17 protein-coding genes are annotated in these 16628 nt (G+C 60.5%); 12 read left to right on the top strand and 5 right to left on the bottom strand.

The features are described from left to right. Positions 1–21 precede the first annotated feature (21 nt). Positions 22–1854: a sigma-54-dependent Fis family transcriptional regulator gene (locus tag ACLBW8_RS22370; RefSeq protein ID WP_447806326.1), complete on the bottom strand. Its 1833-nt coding sequence runs from the start codon at positions 1852–1854 to the stop codon at positions 22–24. Between the two features lie 277 nt (positions 1855–2131). Here ACLBW8_RS22370 and ACLBW8_RS22365 point away from each other — a divergent pair, with 277 nt between their 5' ends. Genes ACLBW8_RS22365 through ACLBW8_RS22340 form a run of 6 tightly spaced genes read left to right on the top strand, consistent with a single transcriptional unit; the run spans position 2132 to position 8055 of the window. Further along, positions 2132–3226 (top strand): ABC transporter ATP-binding protein, encoded by a 1095-nt coding sequence (locus ACLBW8_RS22365; protein ID WP_447806325.1) that lies wholly within the window; start codon positions 2132–2134, stop codon positions 3224–3226. Then, positions 3226–4323: an ABC transporter ATP-binding protein gene (locus ACLBW8_RS22360; protein ID WP_447806324.1), complete on the top strand. Its 1098-nt coding sequence runs from the start codon at positions 3226–3228 to the stop codon at positions 4321–4323. The genes ACLBW8_RS22365 and ACLBW8_RS22360 overlap by 1 nt, the downstream gene beginning before the upstream one ends. Beyond that, positions 4320–5186, top strand: coding sequence for a carbohydrate ABC transporter permease (locus ACLBW8_RS22355; RefSeq protein WP_005789024.1), 867 nt, complete (start codon positions 4320–4322; stop codon positions 5184–5186). Before ACLBW8_RS22360 ends, ACLBW8_RS22355 begins: the two co-directional genes overlap by 4 nt. 10 nt (positions 5187–5196) lie before the next feature. Further along, a complete protein-coding gene (locus ACLBW8_RS22350) occupies positions 5197–5997 on the top strand; it encodes a carbohydrate ABC transporter permease (protein ID WP_003174634.1) in 801 nt (266 codons plus the stop codon). Between the two features lie 11 nt (positions 5998–6008). Continuing rightward, entirely contained in the window at positions 6009–6281 is a 273-nt protein-coding gene (locus ACLBW8_RS22345; protein ID WP_064451847.1) for a DUF2160 domain-containing protein, read from the top strand. A 31-nt stretch (positions 6282–6312) separates the two neighbouring features. Then, entirely contained in the window at positions 6313–8055 is a 1743-nt protein-coding gene (locus ACLBW8_RS22340) for an ABC transporter substrate-binding protein (protein WP_064451848.1), read from the top strand. A gap of 362 nt (positions 8056–8417) precedes the next feature. Here ACLBW8_RS22340 and ACLBW8_RS22335 read toward each other — a convergent pair whose 3' ends face one another. Continuing rightward, positions 8418–8849 carry a hypothetical protein gene (locus ACLBW8_RS22335; protein ID WP_064451849.1) on the bottom strand — a complete coding sequence of 144 codons (432 nt, stop codon included), beginning with the start codon at positions 8847–8849 and terminating at the stop codon, positions 8418–8420. 164 nt (positions 8850–9013) lie between these two features. Here ACLBW8_RS22335 and ACLBW8_RS22330 point away from each other — a divergent pair, with 164 nt between their 5' ends. Next, positions 9014–9406: a RidA family protein gene (locus tag ACLBW8_RS22330; protein ID WP_064451850.1), complete on the top strand. Its 393-nt coding sequence runs from the start codon at positions 9014–9016 to the stop codon at positions 9404–9406. Here ACLBW8_RS22330 and ACLBW8_RS22325 read toward each other — a convergent pair whose 3' ends face one another. Then, positions 9407–10303, bottom strand: coding sequence for a LysR family transcriptional regulator (locus tag ACLBW8_RS22325; protein ID WP_447806323.1), 897 nt, complete (start codon positions 10301–10303; stop codon positions 9407–9409). Between the two features lie 149 nt (positions 10304–10452). Between ACLBW8_RS22325 and ACLBW8_RS22320 the strand changes: the two genes are divergently transcribed. Further along, positions 10453–11466, top strand: a complete 1014-nt coding sequence (locus ACLBW8_RS22320; protein WP_262667550.1) for an ABC transporter substrate-binding protein — start codon at positions 10453–10455, stop codon at positions 11464–11466. Positions 11467–11610: 144 nt separating this feature from the next. On the opposite strand, the gene ACLBW8_RS22315 is transcribed toward ACLBW8_RS22320, so the two are convergent. Beyond that, on the bottom strand, positions 11611–12399 hold the full coding sequence (locus tag ACLBW8_RS22315) for an AraC family transcriptional regulator (RefSeq protein ID WP_221294434.1): 789 nt from the start codon (positions 12397–12399) through the stop codon (positions 11611–11613). Positions 12400–12484: 85 nt separating this feature from the next. On the opposite strand from ACLBW8_RS22315, the gene ACLBW8_RS22310 reads away from it, so the two are divergent. From ACLBW8_RS22310 to ACLBW8_RS22295, 4 genes are all read left to right on the top strand, one after another. Then, positions 12485–13483, top strand: coding sequence for a bile acid:sodium symporter family protein (locus ACLBW8_RS22310; protein ID WP_064451854.1), 999 nt, complete (start codon positions 12485–12487; stop codon positions 13481–13483). Positions 13484–13569: 86 nt separating this feature from the next. Next, on the top strand, positions 13570–13932 hold the full coding sequence (locus ACLBW8_RS22305) for a hypothetical protein (protein WP_064451855.1): 363 nt from the start codon (positions 13570–13572) through the stop codon (positions 13930–13932). 112 nt (positions 13933–14044) lie between these two features. After that, positions 14045–15229: a sugar transporter gene (locus ACLBW8_RS22300; protein ID WP_262667551.1), complete on the top strand. Its 1185-nt coding sequence runs from the start codon at positions 14045–14047 to the stop codon at positions 15227–15229. A 14-nt stretch (positions 15230–15243) separates the two neighbouring features. Beyond that, positions 15244–15600 carry a lysozyme inhibitor LprI family protein gene (locus ACLBW8_RS22295; RefSeq protein ID WP_447806322.1) on the top strand — a complete coding sequence of 119 codons (357 nt, stop codon included), beginning with the start codon at positions 15244–15246 and terminating at the stop codon, positions 15598–15600. Between the two features lie 63 nt (positions 15601–15663). On the opposite strand, the gene tal is transcribed toward ACLBW8_RS22295, so the two are convergent. Then, a complete protein-coding gene (gene tal, locus ACLBW8_RS22290; protein ID WP_221294436.1) occupies positions 15664–16587 on the bottom strand; it encodes a transaldolase in 924 nt (307 codons plus the stop codon). Positions 16588–16628: the final 41 nt, after the last annotated feature.

The following is a 16628-nucleotide window of genomic DNA, read 5'->3' as shown; positions in this document are numbered from 1 at the left end:
TGGTGGTCAAACCGCTGTCGATCAGGCTTCGTTCTGCCGCAGGCGCTTGTACAGCGTATTGCGGCTGACCCCCAGTTCCCGCGCGAGGTGGGAAATATTCCCGCCCGCCGCCTTCAGGCGTTGTGTCAGGTCAGTGTTGTCATCCAGAAATTCATGGGTGGGCAACGGCGTCGGCCCCTTCAGATCGACAAAAAAATCATCCGGCAGATGCTCCGGGCGCACCGGCTGTTCCTCGGCCATCGCCAGCGCCACCTGCAACACACTGCTGACCTGTCGCAAATTCCCCGGCCACGGGTGCTGCTCAAACAGTGCCAGCACCTCCGCACTCAGCCCGGCCCACTGGGTCGGTTCGCGGTGTTGTTGCCACAATTGCTGGAACAGCGCCTGTTTGTCGGTGCGCTCGCGCAATGGCGGTAATTCCAGGGTCAGGCCGCCGATGCGGTAAAACAGATCCTCACGAAAGCGCCCGGCCTGCACCCATTCGCGCAGCGCACGGTTAGTGGCGGAAATGATCCGTAAGTCCACCGGGAACAGCTCGCTGCTGCCCACCGGTTGTACGCAGCGTTCCTGCAATACGCGCAGCAAGCGGGCCTGGGTCGGCAGCGGCATATCGCCAATTTCGTCGAGAAACAGGGTGCCTTTATCGGCTTTGCGGATCAGGCCGATGCTGCCTTTCTGGTTGGCGCCGGTGAAGGCGCCTTTTTCGTAGCCGAACAGCTCCGATTCCACCAGCTCGGCCGGAATCGCCGCACAGTTCACGGCGATAAACGCCTGCCGGCTGCGCGAACTGGCCTGGTGCAGGGCTTTGACGAAGACCTCTTTGCCCACGCCGGTCTCGCCGTGGATCAGCAGTGGAATGTCCTTTTCCAGTAACCGCTCGGCCTGGCGCACGGCTTTTTCAACACGGGTGTCGCCAAAGTGCAGGGTCTTGAGACTGATCGGGGCCGGCGTCGCCGGGGGCGGAGCGCTGGGCTTGGGTTCACTGAAGACGCGCGCCTGCACCGGCATTTTCCTTGGCCGCTTCAATAAACACTGGAACCGATTGCGCCCGGCCGCCTGCAGGGAGAAGGGCAGCCCCTCCGGCTGATTGAGCAATTCCAGCAACGACACCTTGAACAAACTGTCGATCAGCACCCGCGACAAACTGATGCCCAGCAAGTTATCGGCGCGGCGGTTGGCCGACAGCACCTGGCCGCTTTCATCAAAGATCAGCAGGCCCGCCCATTGGCTGTCGAGGTTGTTCAGGCCGGTGTTGAAGGTCAGTTGAAAATGCTCGCCGCGAAACAGGTTGAGGATCAGCCGGTTTTCCACGGTCTGGCTCATCATCTTGACCATGCCCAGGGTGTGGGAGGGCGGCAGGTAGCTGTCGCTGGACACATCCAGCACCGCAATGATTTCGCGCTGGGCATCGAAGATCGGCGCCGCCGAGCCGGTCATGAAACGGTTGGCTTTAAGGAAGTGTTCGTCGTGCTCGATATGCACCGCCTGGGCACACGCCAGCGCAGTGCCGATGGCATTGGTGCCGCTGGAGCGCTCCCGCCAACTGGCGCCGGCATTGAACCCCCGCGCCAGTTTCGGCTCGATAAACCGCTGGGTGCCCCACGACGTCAGGACCTGGCCCTGGTTGTCGGCCAGCATGATCAGGCAGTTGGAATTGCTCAGGATGTTTTCGTAGTAGGGCAGCACTTCCTGATGGGTGGTTTGCACCAGGGAATGCTGGCTTTCCAGCAATTGGCTGATGCCTTCGGCAGGCAGTTGGTCGAAGCTCGGTGTGCTCTGGTGGTCCAGGCCAAATGCGCGGCAACGGCGCCAGGAATCCTGGATAAGGGTGTCGTGAACCAGGGGTTCGGCCATGAGGGCGACCTTCTTTTTATTGTTATGGAGTCTTGCAAACGCTACCTGGAGGAACAGGTTCAAAAATTTAGATCTGTGTCGCCGATCAATTGTTGTTCAGAACTGTTCATTGTCAACCTCGCGCCTGTTCAGTTGTTCAGCCTCGGTTGTTCAGTTGTGTTCACGCCTGAACAGCGTATTGAGCCCATTTCCTTACAGATCAACCACCTGCCGCTTCTGGCACGAAACTCGCTCTGCATCGTTGCCAGATTCATTCCAATAATAAAAAGGGCGTGTCATGTCATTGACCCTGGAACATGTCTCCCGCGTCGTCGAAGGCCAAACCTGGATCGACGACGCCAACCTGCGTTTTGAAGCCGGTTCCTTCAACGTATTGCTCGGCCGTACCCTGTCCGGCAAGACCAGCCTGATGCGCCTGATGGCTGGCCTGGACAAGCCCGACAGCGGGCGCATCCTGATGAATGGCGTGGATGTCACGCAAAAGCCGGTGCGCCTGCGCAACGTGTCGATGGTCTACCAGCAGTTCATCAATTACCCGACCATGACTGTGTTCGAAAACATCGCCTCGCCGTTGCGCCAGGCCGGTGTGTCCAACGAGTTGATCCAGAGCAAAGTGCTGGAAACCGCGAAGATGCTGCGCATCGAGAAATTCCTCCAGCGCCACCCACTCGAACTGTCCGGTGGCCAGCAGCAGCGCACGGCCATGGCCCGCGCGTTGGTGAAAGATGCCGAGTTGATCCTGTTCGATGAGCCGCTGGTGAACCTGGACTACAAGCTGCGTGAAGAACTGCGTCAGGAAATGCGCGAACTGTTCAAGGCCCGCCACACCATCGCGATCTATGCCACCACCGAGCCCAACGAGGCGCTGGCCCTGGGCGGCACCACCACCATCCTCCACGAAGGCCGGGTGATCCAAAGCGGCAAGGCCGCCGAGGTGTATCACCAGCCGCAGACCGTGCTGGCGGCCGAGCTGTTTTCCGAACCGCCGATCAACCTGATGCGCGGGCGTATCAGCGGCAATGAAGTGAGCTTCGCCGATGTCGTGCACTTCCCGCTGAACGTCGACCTGCGCCCCATCGGCGAAGGCGAGTTCCGCTTTGGCGTGCGCCCCAGCCATATCAGCCTGGTGCCGAGCAACGACGATGACCTGGAGCTGGCGGTGACCGTGGAGGTCGCGGAGATCAGCGGCTCGGAAACCTTCCTGCATGTGCGCAGCGAACACTTCCTGCTGGTGCTGCACCTGCCGGGGGTGCATGAGTACGACGTCGACGCACCGATCCGCGTGTATATCCCCACCCATAAACTGTTTGTGTTCGATGGTCAGGGCCGTTTGGTCCAGGCACCCGGGCGCCGTGTCGCGAGGGTTGCCTGATGGCCGAGATTCATTTGCAGAACCTCGCCCACAGCTACAGCGCTACACCCAGCGGTCCTGAGGACTACGCCATTCGGGAAATGAACCACGTGTGGGAGCAGGGCGGTGCCTACGCCTTGCTTGGGCCGTCGGGCTGCGGCAAGTCGACCCTGCTCAATATCATCTCGGGCCTGCTCAGCCCCTCGGAAGGCCAGGTGCTGTTCGATCACGAAGTAGTCAACGAACTGACCCCGGAAAAACGCAACATCGCCCAAGTGTTCCAGTTCCCGGTGGTGTACGACACCATGACCGTGTTCGACAACCTGGCCTTTCCGCTGCGTAACCAAGGCATGGCCGAAGCGAAAGTTCACAGCAAGGTGCAGGAAATTGCTGAAGTCCTCGACCTGCAAAACCTGCTGAGCAAAAAGGCGCGCAACCTCACCGCCGATGAAAAACAAAAAGTCTCCATGGGCCGTGGCCTGGTGCGCGACGACGTGTCGGCGATCCTGTTCGATGAACCGCTGACGGTGATCGACCCCCACCTCAAATGGAAGCTGCGGCGCAAGCTCAAGCAGATCCACGAGCAGTTCAATATCACCATGGTCTACGTGACCCACGACCAGCTCGAGGCCTCGACCTTTGCCGACAAGATCGCGGTGATGTACGGCGGGCAGATCGTGCAGTTCGGCACGCCCCGCGAGTTGTTCGAGCGGCCAAGCCACACCTTTGTCGGCTATTTCATCGGCAGCCCTGGGATGAATCTGATCGAAGTGCAGGCCGAGGCCGGTGGGGTGCGTTTTGCCGGGACGCTGCTGCCTTTATCCGCGGCATTGCAGCAACGTATCCGTGAGACCGACTGCAAAAAACTGCAGGTCGGCATCCGCCCGGAATTTATTCACGTGTGGGACGAGTACAACCCCGACGCCCTGCAGGCCGACGTCATCCATGTGGAAGACCTGGGCACCTACAAAATCATCACCCTCAACCTCGACGGCGCGCCGTTGAAAGTGCGCCTGGCCGAAGACAAACCGGTACCGGAAGGCAAAGCCTCGATCAGCTTCCCCGCGCAGTGGTTGATGGTGTATGCCGACGATTACCTGCTGGAGGTGCTGCCATGAACAAGGTGCAGAACAACAAGGCCTGGTGGCTGGTGTTGCCGGTGTTCCTGCTGGTGGCGTTCAGTGCGGTGATCCCGATGATGACGGTGGTCAACTACTCGGTGCAGGACATTTTTGACCAGTCCAGCCGCTACTTTGTCGGTGCCGACTGGTACAAACAGGTGCTGCTCGACCCGCGCCTGCACGACTCGTTGCTGCGCCAGTTCATCTATTCGGCCTGCGTGCTGCTGATCGAAATTCCGCTGGGTATCGCCATCGCCCTGACCATGCCCACCAAGGGCCGCTGGTCATCGCTGGTGCTGATCATTCTGGCAATTCCGCTGCTGATTCCGTGGAACGTGGTGGGCACCATCTGGCAGATCTTCGGCCGCGCGGATATCGGTTTGCTCGGTTCAACCCTCAACGCCATGGGCATCAGCTACAACTATGCCGCCAACACGATGGACGCCTGGGTCACTGTGCTGGTGATGGATGTGTGGCACTGGACTTCCCTGGTGGCGCTGCTGTGTTACTCGGGGCTACGGGCGATTCCGGACGTGTACTACCAGGCCGCGCGGATTGATCGTGCATCCGCCTGGGCGGTGTTCCGACATATTCAGTTGCCCAAGATGAAAAGCGTGCTGCTGATCGCGGTGATGTTGCGCTTCATGGACAGCTTCATGATCTACACCGAGCCTTTTGTGCTCACCGGCGGCGGGCCGGGTAATGCCACCACGTTCTTAAGTCAGACCCTCACCCAGATGGCCGTAGGCCAATTCGACCTGGGCCCGGCGGCGGCGTTTTCCCTGGTGTACTTCCTGATCATCCTGTTGGTGTCCTGGCTGTTCTACACCGCCATGACCCATTCCGACGCCAACCGCTGAGGCCGCCAACATGAGCAAGCGCAAGGTCATACCGTTGCTGATCTACATCCTGTTCCTGCTGGTGCCGATCTACTGGCTGTTGAACATGTCTTTCAAGAGCAACACCGAAATCCTCGGCGGGCTGACGCTGTTTCCGCAGGACTTCACCCTGGCCAACTACAAGGTGATCTTCACTGACCCGAGCTGGTACACCGGCTACCTCAACTCACTGTATTACGTGAGCTTGAACACGGTGATTTCCCTGAGTGTGGCGCTGCCGGCGGCCTATGCGTTTTCGCGCTATCGCTTTCTGGGCGACAAACACTTGTTTTTCTGGCTGCTGACCAACCGTATGGCGCCTCCGGCGGTGTTCTTGCTGCCGTTTTTCCAGCTGTATTCGTCTATCGGCCTGTTCGATACGCATATCGCGGTGGCGTTGGCGCATTGCTTGTTCAACGTGCCGTTGGCGGTGTGGATTCTTGAAGGCTTTATGTCCGGCGTGCCTAAGGAAATCGACGAAACCGCCTACATCGACGGCTACAGCTTTCCCAAGTTTTTCGTGAAGATTTTTATCCCGCTGATCGGTTCCGGCATCGGCGTCACCGCGTTTTTCTGCTTCATGTTTTCCTGGGTCGAACTACTGCTGGCGCGCACGCTGACCTCGGTCAACGCCAAGCCTATCGCCGCGGTGATGACCCGTACGGTGTCGGCATCGGGTATCGATTGGGGCGTACTGGCGGCGGCGGGGGTGTTGACCATCCTGCCCGGCATGCTGGTGATCTGGTTTGTTCGCAACCACGTGGCCAAGGGCTTTGCCCTGGGCCGGGTCTAAAGGAGTCGATGATGGAATGGATGGCCTGGACCACCCCCACCGCGTTGTTCTTTGCGGCGATTGGCCTATTGCTGGTGGGCATGACCACCTGGGAACTGCGCTCGCCGAGTATCCCGCGGCGCGGTTTGTTGCCGATCAGCACCACCCGTGGTGATCGCTTGTTTATCGGTCTTCTCGGCAGCGCCTACCTGCATCTGCTGGTGATCGGCGTAACCGGCTGGAGCATCTGGGTGGCGACCGCGCTGTCCCTGGTGTGGCTGTTGTGTGTGATGCGTTGGGGCTAGTGCTCCGTGAATAAACAACCAGGAGGTCTCTATGTTGAATAAAAACAATAAGCTGCGACATAGCATTTCATTGGCCGCCGTACTGGCCCTCAGCGGTTTGAGCGCTACGGCCTGGGCCGATGCGTATGAAGATGCCGCGAAAAAATGGATCGGCAGCGAATTCAAACCGTCCACGCTGACGGCCGATCAGCAGCTCGAAGAGTTGAAGTGGTTTATCAAGGCGTCGGAACCGTTCCGTGGGATGAAGATCAACGTGGTGTCGGAAACCCTCACCACCCACGAGTACGAATCCAAGGTGCTGGCCAAGGCCTTCAGCGAAATCACCGGCATCAAGCTGACCCACGACCTGCTGCAGGAAGGCGACGTGGTGGAGAAGCTGCAAACCCAGATGCAGTCCGACAAGAATATCTATGACGGCTGGGTCAACGATTCCGACTTGATCGGTACGCACTTTCGCTATGGCAAAACTGAATCCATCACCGACCTGATGGCCAATGAAGGCAAGGACTTCACCTCACCGACCCTGGATATCAAGGACTTTATCGGCCTCTCCTTCACCACGGCGCCTGACGGCAAGATCTATCAATTGCCCGACCAGCAATTTGCCAACCTCTATTGGTTCCGCGCTGACTGGTTCGAGCGCCCGGAGCTGAAAGCCAAGTTCAAGGAAAAATACGGTTACGACCTCGGCGTGCCGGTGAACTGGTCGGCCTATGAAGACATCGCCAAATTCTTCAGCGAGGACGTCAAGGAAATCGACGGCAAGCGTATCTACGGGCACATGGACTACGGCAAGAAAGACCCGTCCCTGGGCTGGCGCTTCACCGATGCCTGGTTCTCCATGGCCGGTGGCGGCGACAAAGGCCTGCCCAACGGTTTGCCGGTGGACGAGTGGGGCATTCGCGTGGAGGACTGCCACCCGGTGGGCTCCAGCGTAACGCGCGGCGGCGACACCAACGGCCCGGCGGCGGTGTTCGCCACGCAAAAATACGTGGACTGGATGAAGGCCTACGCACCACCGGAAGCGGCGGGCATGACCTTCTCCGAATCCGGCCCGGTGCCGTCCCAAGGCAACATCGCCCAGCAAATTTTCTGGTACACCGCCTTCACCGCCGACATGACCAAGCCGGGCTTGCCGGTGGTGAACGCCGACGGTACGCCGAAATGGCGCATGGCCCCTTCGCCAGTCGGGCCTTATTGGGAAAAGGGCATGAAGAAGGGCTATCAGGACGTGGGTTCCTGGACCTTCCTCAAGTCGACACCTGAGAAACAAAAACTCGCGGCCTGGCTCTACGCGCAGTTCGTCACCTCAAAAACCGTCTCGCTGAAGAAAACCATCGTCGGCCTGACGCCGATTCGTGAGTCCGACATCAACTCCCAGGCGATGACCGACCTGGCGCCGAAACTCGGTGGTTTGGTGGAGTTCTACCGCAGCCCGGCCCGGGTGGAGTGGACCCCGACCGGCACCAACGTGCCGGACTACCCACGCCTGGCGCAACTGTGGTGGAGCAACATCGCGGCCGCCGCCAGCGGCGAGAAAACCCCGCAACAGGCGCTGGACAACCTGGCCAAGGAGCAGGACGCGATCATGACGCGCCTGGAACGCTCCAAGGTGCAGCCGGTGTGTGGCCCGAAAATGAACCCCGAGCGTGATGCCCAATACTGGTTCGACCAGCCGGGAGCGCCGAAGCCGAAACTGGCCAACGAGAAACCGAAAGGGGAAACCGTGAGTTACAACGACTTGCTCAAACAGTGGGAGGCGGCGCGTCAGTAACTGATAGGCGACAACGCTGTCCTGTGGCGAGGGCGCTTGCTCCCGTTGACTGCGCAGTTGACCCATTATTGGGGGCCGCTGCGCTGCCCAACGCGGGGCAAGCCCCAATTCCGTTCAGTTAAGCGCAGATCCCCTGTGGGAGTGGCGGTTCGACGATTCGACTTGCCCGCGAAAGCGGTGGGGCAGTCAACATCAATGTTTGCTGGGCCGACGTCTTCGCGGGCAAGTCGAATCGTCGCACCGCCGCTCCCACATTTGATCTTCGCTGCTTTTAGCATTGCGTTCGCTTAACTGAACAGCATTAGGGCAAGCCCGCTCGCCACAACGAGTGCCCGCTTTACCAGGGGCGGGGAAACGTTAAGTTACGCGCTTGCCTGCGGTTGGATGCGTAATTCCCCGTCCACATCCTTGACCAGCTCACTGGCCAGAAACAGCGGCGCCAGGCGCTTGTGCAACTGCGGCTCGACGAATTCCTTGACCGTGTCCAGCACCAATACGCCACTGAGCGGCAGCTCGGTCTTGGTGTACGACAACCAGGCTTTTTTCAGTGCCATCAACACATCGCTGCCCGCCGTTGAGGCGAAGCGGCGGTGGGTAGGTTTGCCGTCAAAGTGGAAGGTGTGCTGGAACGCATAGCCGGTCTCATCGCCGTTGGCCGCAGCGCAACGCACACAAGTGCAGGGGCCGTCGCCGAAGGCGCTGCGCAGGTAGGTGTTGAAGTCCACCACGGGCTTGAGTGACAGGCGCTTATCCACCTCGAACAGGTCCCCGGTCATTTTATCGTCAGTGTTCAACGTCCATTTCCTCGCAGGTTCGGCAGTCTTTCAAAGCGCGGCACAATACCAGCCGAGCAGCATTCATGGGGATTTTTTGCGCGAACGGTGCTCGCTTCAGTGTTGACGTCCATTCGCCAATGGCCTTGTTAGAGTTTCCCCAATCAACCCCACAGGAAACCGACATGAGCACTCAGACTTCGATCTATAACCACGGCGTTGCGTGGGAAGAGGGTCACAGCGTCAGCCAGGGCTATAGCGTCAACGGCACGATTTTTATCGCCGGGCAGTTTTCCCACACGCTGGAAGGCGAATTCGTCGATGGCGACGCCGCTGCGCAAACCCGCAAGACCTTGGAGAACCTCGATCACGTGTTGGCCGGGTTCGGTGTCGGTCGTTCGAACATCGCCGCCGTGGATATTTTCCTGGTGCACGCCAAGCGCGATTTCGAGGCGGTGGTGGCCGTGTGGAAGGACTACATCGGCACGCATCGCCCGGCGGCAACGCTGGTGGGAGTGAACTACCTGGCGTCGGATGCGCAGATCGTCGAGATCAAGGCCGTGGCCCACGCCGATTGATCAGCCCGGCAGTTGCTCGGCCAGTAAGTCGATAAAGCGCCGAACCCGAGGCTCCAGGTAACGCTTGCTCGGGTACATGGCCATGATTTCGACGTTGCCGGCGTCGAGGTCGGGCAGCACCGGCAGTAGAAGGCCGTTGGCCAGGTCGTCGGCGATCAGGAAGTCCGGCAGCAGGGCAATGCCCATGCCTGCCACGGCGGCGTCGCGCAATGCTTCGCCGCTGTCCAGGCGCAGGCGGCTGCGGCCGGGGGCCTTGAGCCATTCGCCGTGTTCGTCGCGAAAGCGCCAGCTTTGTTTGCGTGTGCGGCTGCTGAAATATAAACAGTCGTGGTGGGCGAGGGCGTCCGTGTCGCGGGGTGTGCCGTGTTCGGCGAGGTAGGTGGGCGATGCGCAAAGCAACGCTCGATAGCGTGCGACTACGCGAGATATCAACTGGCGGTCGGCATGTTCGCCACCAATGCGGATCGCCAGGTCGAAGCCGTCCTCGACGATATCGGCCATGCGGTCGGTGAAGCTGGCTTCTACTTGCACCTCGGGCCAGGCTTTCAAGTAGGTAGTGAGCAGCGGCAGGATGACGCGCCGCCCAAAGGCGTCGGGCAGTGTCAGTCGCAATAACCCGCGTGGCGTGCCACTGGGCTGGCCGATGCTGTTTTGCGCGGTGTCGACAGCGGCAAGAATCTGTAAACCCTGGTCGTAAAGCGCGCGGCCCTCATCGGTCAGGCTCAAGGTGCGGGTGGTGCGGTTCAACAGACGCACCCCCAGGCTGTCTTCCAGGCGCATCACCGCCTTGCCCGCCGCCGAGCGCGTGAGCCCCATGGCCTGGCCGCCTGCGACAAAGCTGGCGCCATCGACCACGGCCATGAAGATCAGCATTTCATTGAGGTTGGTGCGCAGCATGGGGCGACTCACGGCGGCGAAAGCAGTGGCGCAATATAGCAGCTCGATGCTGTGGATTTATTGCATAAGAATAGATCCCGATATTCTTTTCCAGTCTTAAAAAACGCCGCTAGGCTTCATCACCTTCTCGAAAGCGCGGCAAATTCCCCATGACCTTCAAGCGTTCCTCCTTGACCCTGCTGGCCGCGTCCCTGGCGGCCGCGAGTACCTTGCTCAGTCCTGGCGCCCAGGCCGAGGGCAAAATCAGCATCGCCCAACAATTCGGTATCGGTTACCTGATCCTTGATGTGGTGCGCGACCAGCACCTGATCGAAAAACACGGCAAGGCGCAGGGCCTGGATATCCAGGTGGAGTGGAACAGTATTTCCGGCGCCACCGCGATGAATGAATCGCTGCTGGCCGGCGCTCTGGACGTGGTGTCGGCCGGTGTACCGCCGATGCTCACCTTGTGGGACCGCACCAGGGGCAAGCAGAACGTCAAGGCCATCGCCTCCTTGGGCTCGATGCCCAATTACCTGTTGACCAACAACCCGAACGTGAAGAGCCTCCAGGACTTCACCGAGAAAGACCGCATTGCCGTGCCGGCGGCGGGCGTGGGCTTCCAGTCACGCACGTTGCAGATTGAAACCGCCAAGCAGTTTGGCGATGCCAACTACAAGAAGTTTGACGACATCTCCATCAGCCTGGCTCACCCGGACGCCACGGCCGCGTTGATTGCCGGTGGTTCGGAGATCAATTCGCATTTTTCCAGCCCGCCGTTCCAGTACCAGGAATTGTTGAACCCCAACGTGCACAAAGTGCTCAGTTCCTACGACATTCTGGGCGGGCAGGCGTCGTTCAACGTGCTCTACACCACCGAGAAATTCCACGACGAAAACCCCAAGACCTATAAGGCGTTCTACGATGCCCTGGCCGAGGCCGAGCAGATCATCAAGGCCGACAAGCCTGCCGCCGCCAAAACGTATATCCGTGTAGAAGAATCCAAGTTGCCGTTGGACCTGGTGGAGAAAATCGTCCAGGACCCGGAAATCGACTTCACCATCGTGCCGCAGCGCACCTATATCTATGCCGAGAAATTGCAGGCGCTGGGCGTATTGAAGAACAAGGCGGCGAGCTGGAAGGATTACTTCTTTGAAGAGGCCCATGGCGGGAATGGCAGCTAAGCCCCGCTCATTATTTGAAATACGGTAAAAAATGTGGGAGCGGGCTTGCTCGCGAATGCAGTGGATCCGCTAATGAATCTGTGGCAGGCACAGCGCCTTCGCGAGCAAGCCCGCTCCCACATTTAGATCTCATCCACCCGTTCGTCAGCGAAAGAACTCACCCGGTGTCGCATCAAACTGCTGGCGAAACGCATTGATAAACGCCGACGTCGACTCATACCCACACGCCAACGCCACATCCGTGACCCGCTCGCCTTGTTCCAGGGCGGGCAGGGCGCTCAGCAGGCGCAAGCGCTGGCGCCAGGCGCGAAAGGTCAACCCGGTGTCACTCAGGAACAACCGGCTGAGGGTCTTTTCGCTGACCCCCAGCTTCTGGCTCCACGCCCCCAGCGTCGTCTGCTGCTCCGGGTGCAGGTTCAGGCTGCGATAAATCTGCCGCAGCCGCGAGTCATGGGGCAACGGCAGCATCAAGTCCACCTGCGGCGCGGCGGCAAGTTGGTCCAACACCACTTGGGCCAGGCGCCCGTCCGGCCCATTCTCGGCATATTCCACCGGCAGTTCGCTGAAGCTGCGAATCAACTCGCGCAACAAACTGCTCACCTCCAGCACCTGGCAACGCTCAGCCGCCCAAGTGGTGACGCTGCAATCGAGGTACAGGCTGCGCATTTCCGTGTGCGGCGAACTGAACACCCGGTGCGGCATGCCCGCCGGAATCCACACCGCGCGCTGGGGCGGTGCGACGAAACGGCCGACGCTGGTCTGGATCTCCAGCACCCCGGAAATCGCGTAGGACAATTGCACCCACGGGTGACTGTGCCGGCGCGTCAGGGCCCGGTTGGGCAGTGATTCAGTACGCCCATACACCGGCCGTGGCAGGCTGGAAAGGCCGGGCACACTGCGTCGAACCGTCTTGTCATGTCCTTTAGGCGGCATTTACTGGCTCATTGGCGTTAGTCGGTAACAAGCCGTTACGTTAGAGTCGCGACGATGCTCTTGGCAACCCCTGGAAGAATTGCTTATGACCCGCCCACGTTTTCTACCTGACAACTTCACCCTGACCCTGATCGGCACGGTGATCCTCGCGTCACTGCTGCCCGCCAGTGGCCAAACCGCCGTGGCCTTCGGCTGGGTGACCAACCTGGCCATCGCGCTGCTGTTTTTCCTGCACGGCGCCAAGCTGTCGCGCCAGGCCATCGTCGCCGGTGCCGGCCACTGGCGCCTGCACCTGCTGGTGTTCAGCCTGACCTTCGTGCTGTTCCCGTTGCTGGGTCTGGCGCTCAAGCCGGTACTGTCGCCGCTGATCGGCAAAGACCTGTACATGGGCATGCTTTACCTGTGTGCGCTGCCGGCCACCGTGCAATCGGCGATTGCCTTCACCTCCTTGGCGCGCGGCAATATCCCGGCGGCGATTTGCAGTGCGGCAGCCTCCAGCCTGTTCGGCATTTTTCTTACGCCGTTGTTGGTGACGCTGTTGCTCAATGTGCACGGTGACGCGGGCTCCACCGTCGACGCGATCCTGAAAATCAGCGTGCAGCTGTTGCTGCCCTTCGTCGCCGGGCAGATCGCCCGGCGCTGGATTGGCGAGTGGGTCGGCCGCAATAAATCCTGGCTGAAGTTCGTCGACCAAGGCTCGATCCTGCTGGTGGTGTACGGAGCGTTCAGCGAAGCGGTCAACGAAGGCATTTGGCACCAGATCCCACTGTGGGAACTCGGCGGCCTGGTGGTGGCGTGCTGTGTGTTGCTGGCGTTGGTGCTGGTCGCGTCCACCGTGCTGGGCAAGGCCTTCGGCTTTAACCAGGAAGACCGCATCACCATCCTGTTCTGCGGCTCGAAGAAAAGCCTGGCGACGGGTGTGCCGATGGCCCAGGTGCTGTTTGCCGGGGCAACCATGGGCGTGTTGATTCTGCCGCTGATGTTATTTCACCAGATCCAGTTGATGGTGTGTGCGGCGCTGGCCCAGCGCTATGCCCGGCGGCCGGAAAGCATTCCTGAGCTGATGGGGCAGGTGGATCCGTGATCTAGATCACACCCTTGACCGAATCACCTCAAGTTAAAGGCCGGCCAGACGACTTACTTATTGAGAGCCCAATAAGGAGAGTCGGCATGAACGTTAAAGGTATTTCGGTGTTTACCGGCCTGTTTTGCCTATGGGCGGGTGCCTGTGGTGCCGCGCAGACAGTGGGGCAAGGCACCATTCAGTTCAGAGGCGCCATCGTCGAGCCGGGGTGTGCGACAAATGCGCGCAGCGGTGCAGTGATGGAACTGACCGGCTGTGCCCAGTCCAATCGCGGCAGCCACCTCGATGTGCGCAATGTGACGCCGGTGGCCAGCGTCAATACGGCCCATGTGAAGCTGGTGTCGGACAGCGGCAACGGGCGTTATTACGACCAGCGCTATCAACTGGTGGACGACGCCGGCAAACCGATTCAGTCGGGCAACTACGTGATTACCATGACGTCGCCATAAGCTCCACGGCGACGATCCGCGCCAACAAAGGGCCGAGAAACCTATAGAATGCTCGGCGGCGGCGCTTGTTCTGCGTGGCCGTTTGATCACCGCCAGAGTACCTCGCCCGTCAATGAGCCTTTCAGCCGCAACGCCCCAAGCCAATTGGCAACCGGTCATCGCCCTCGCGTTGGCCGCCTTTGTGTTCAATACCACCGAATTCGTGCCCGTTGGCTTGCTCAGCGCCATCGGCGCCAGCTTCGACATGCCCATCGCCAGCGTCGGCCTGATGCTCACCATCTATGCCTGGATCGTGTCGCTGACCTCGCTGCCGGTGATGCTGCTGACGCGCAACGTTGAGCGGCGCAAGCTGCTGATCGTGCTGTTCGGCCTGTTTATCGCCAGCCACATTCTCTCCAGCGTCGCCACCAGTTTTGGCTTACTGATGGTCAGCCGCGTCGGCATCGCCCTGTCCCATGCGTTGTTCTGGTCGATCACCGCGTCGCTGGCGGTGCGGCTGGCGCCACAAGGCAAACAGGTGCAAGCCCTTGGCCTGCTGGCCACCGGCACGTCGTTGGCGATGGTCCTGGGCATTCCGCTGGGCCGCCTGCTCGGCGAAGCCATGGGCTGGCGCACCACGTTCCTGGTGATTGCCGCATTCGCCGCCGCCCTGGTGTTCTGGCTGGCGCGCACCTTGCCGCCGCTGCCAAGCCAGAACTCCGGCTCGCTGCGCAGCCTGCCGTTGTTGTTCAAACGCCCTGCACTGGTGGCGCTCTATGTGCTCACCGCCATGACCGTCACCGCGCAATTCACCGCCTACAGCTACATCGAACCCTTCGTCGAAGGCGTCGCCGGCATGAGCGGCAACGCGGTGACCCTGATCCTGCTGGTGTTCGGCGGTGCGGGCATCATCGGCTCGCTGCTGTTCAGCCTGGTGCACCGCTTCAACCCGCACCTGTTCGTGGTCAGCGCAGTGTTCCTGCTCGCCGCGTGCCTGGCGCTGATGCTGCCATTGAGCGGCGCCGAGTCGTACCTCGTCGGCCTGAGCATAGTCTGGGGCATGGCGATCATGGGTTTCGGCCTGGCCATGCAGTCCAAGGTGCTGGTGCTGGCACCGGACGCCACCGACGTGGCCATGGCCATGTTTTCCGGCATCTACAACATCGGCATCGGCGGCGGCGCGCTGATGGGCAGCTGGGTTGGCAGCCACTTCGGCTTCGCCTGGATCGGCGCGGCAGGCGGGTTGTTGGCGGCGCTGGCGTTAATTGGGTATTGCCTGGCGATTCATCGGTTCGGGCAGGGTGTGGTGCGTCACTGAGGAGCAAACGTCTGATGATCAAGCCTGTTGTTTTTGCAGTTCTTACGGGTGTTTGCGGGCTGCTGCTCAGCCCCGTAGCCTCGGCCGCCAGTTTCGACTGTGCCAAGGCCAGGGCGCCAGACGAAATCGCTGTCTGCAAGAACGTCGGTCTGAATGACCAGGACGTGACGATGGCGTTGCTCTACGACTTGAACAAACACTTCATGGCCATGGGCGCGCGGGGCTCGTTAATGGACGGGCAAGGCGCGTGGCTCAAGCAGCGTCGTGCGTGCGGCGCGCAGGTGAGTTGCTTGAGTGATGCCTATACGCAGCGGATCGGGATGTTGCGCCGGTTTATTGATGAGCAGGTGATGACGAAAGGACCGTTCTAAGACCCTTTTCGTCATTCTACTTCCGGCTTTTGATAAACAGCCTGTGATCCATAGGCAGGATTATCACAAGGCAGCCAGCACGGCCTCGAGTTTTTCCTGATCCCGCGCAAACTGCCGAATCCCTTCCGCCAGCTTCTCAGTCGCCATCGCATCTTCATTCGACGCCCAGCGGAACTGCGCTTCGGTCAACTGCTGACGCGCTTCGCCCTCGGCGCCCGGCACCAATTTGCGCGCCAGGGGGTCGGTATCTTCAGCGAGTTTTTGCAGCAAGTCCGGGCTGATGGTCAGACGATCGCAACCGGCCAGCTGTTCGATCTGGCTGAGGGTTCGGAAGCTGGCGCCCATGACCACAGTGTTGATCTGGTTGGCCTTGTAGTAGTTATAAATGCGCGTCACGGACTGCACGCCCGGGTCTTCGGCGCCGGTGTAGTCCAGGCCGGTATTTTTGCGGTACCAGTCGTAGATGCGGCCCACGAAGGGCGAGATCAGAAACACGCCCGCATCGGCGCAGGCCACGGCCTGGGCGAACGAGAACAGCAGCGTGAGGTTGGTCTGGATGCCGGCTTTTTCCAGGCGTTCGGCGGTGCGGATGCCTTCCCAGGTGGAGGCCAGTTTGATCAGCACGCGGTCGCGGCCGATGCCGGCCTGGTCGTACAGCGCGATCAATTGGTTGGCCTTGGCCCATAGCGCGTCTTCGTCAAAGGACAAACGCGCGTCGACTTCGGTGGAGATGCGTCCCGGGATCACTTTGAGAATGCCCGCGCCCACCGACACCGCAAAGTGGTCACACGCCAGGCCCACATCCCCTTTGGACAGGTTCACCGCGTTGCGCAGCAGCTCGGCGTATTCCGGGATGGCGGCGGCCTTGAGCAGCAGCGACGGGTTGGTGGTCGCGTCGACCGGACGCAGGCGGCTGATGGCTTCCAGGTCGCCGGTGTCACAGACCACGGTGGTGAATTGCTTGAGTTGTTCGAGTTTGGACGTCATGGGCGGCGGTCTCCAGAGGCGGCAGGGGACACCCGTTGTAC

This window comes from Pseudomonas sp. M5A4_2d, from assembly GCF_053345295.1.
The sequence above is the reverse complement of the archived record's forward strand: the minus strand, read 5'-3'. Positions and strand labels throughout refer to the sequence as shown.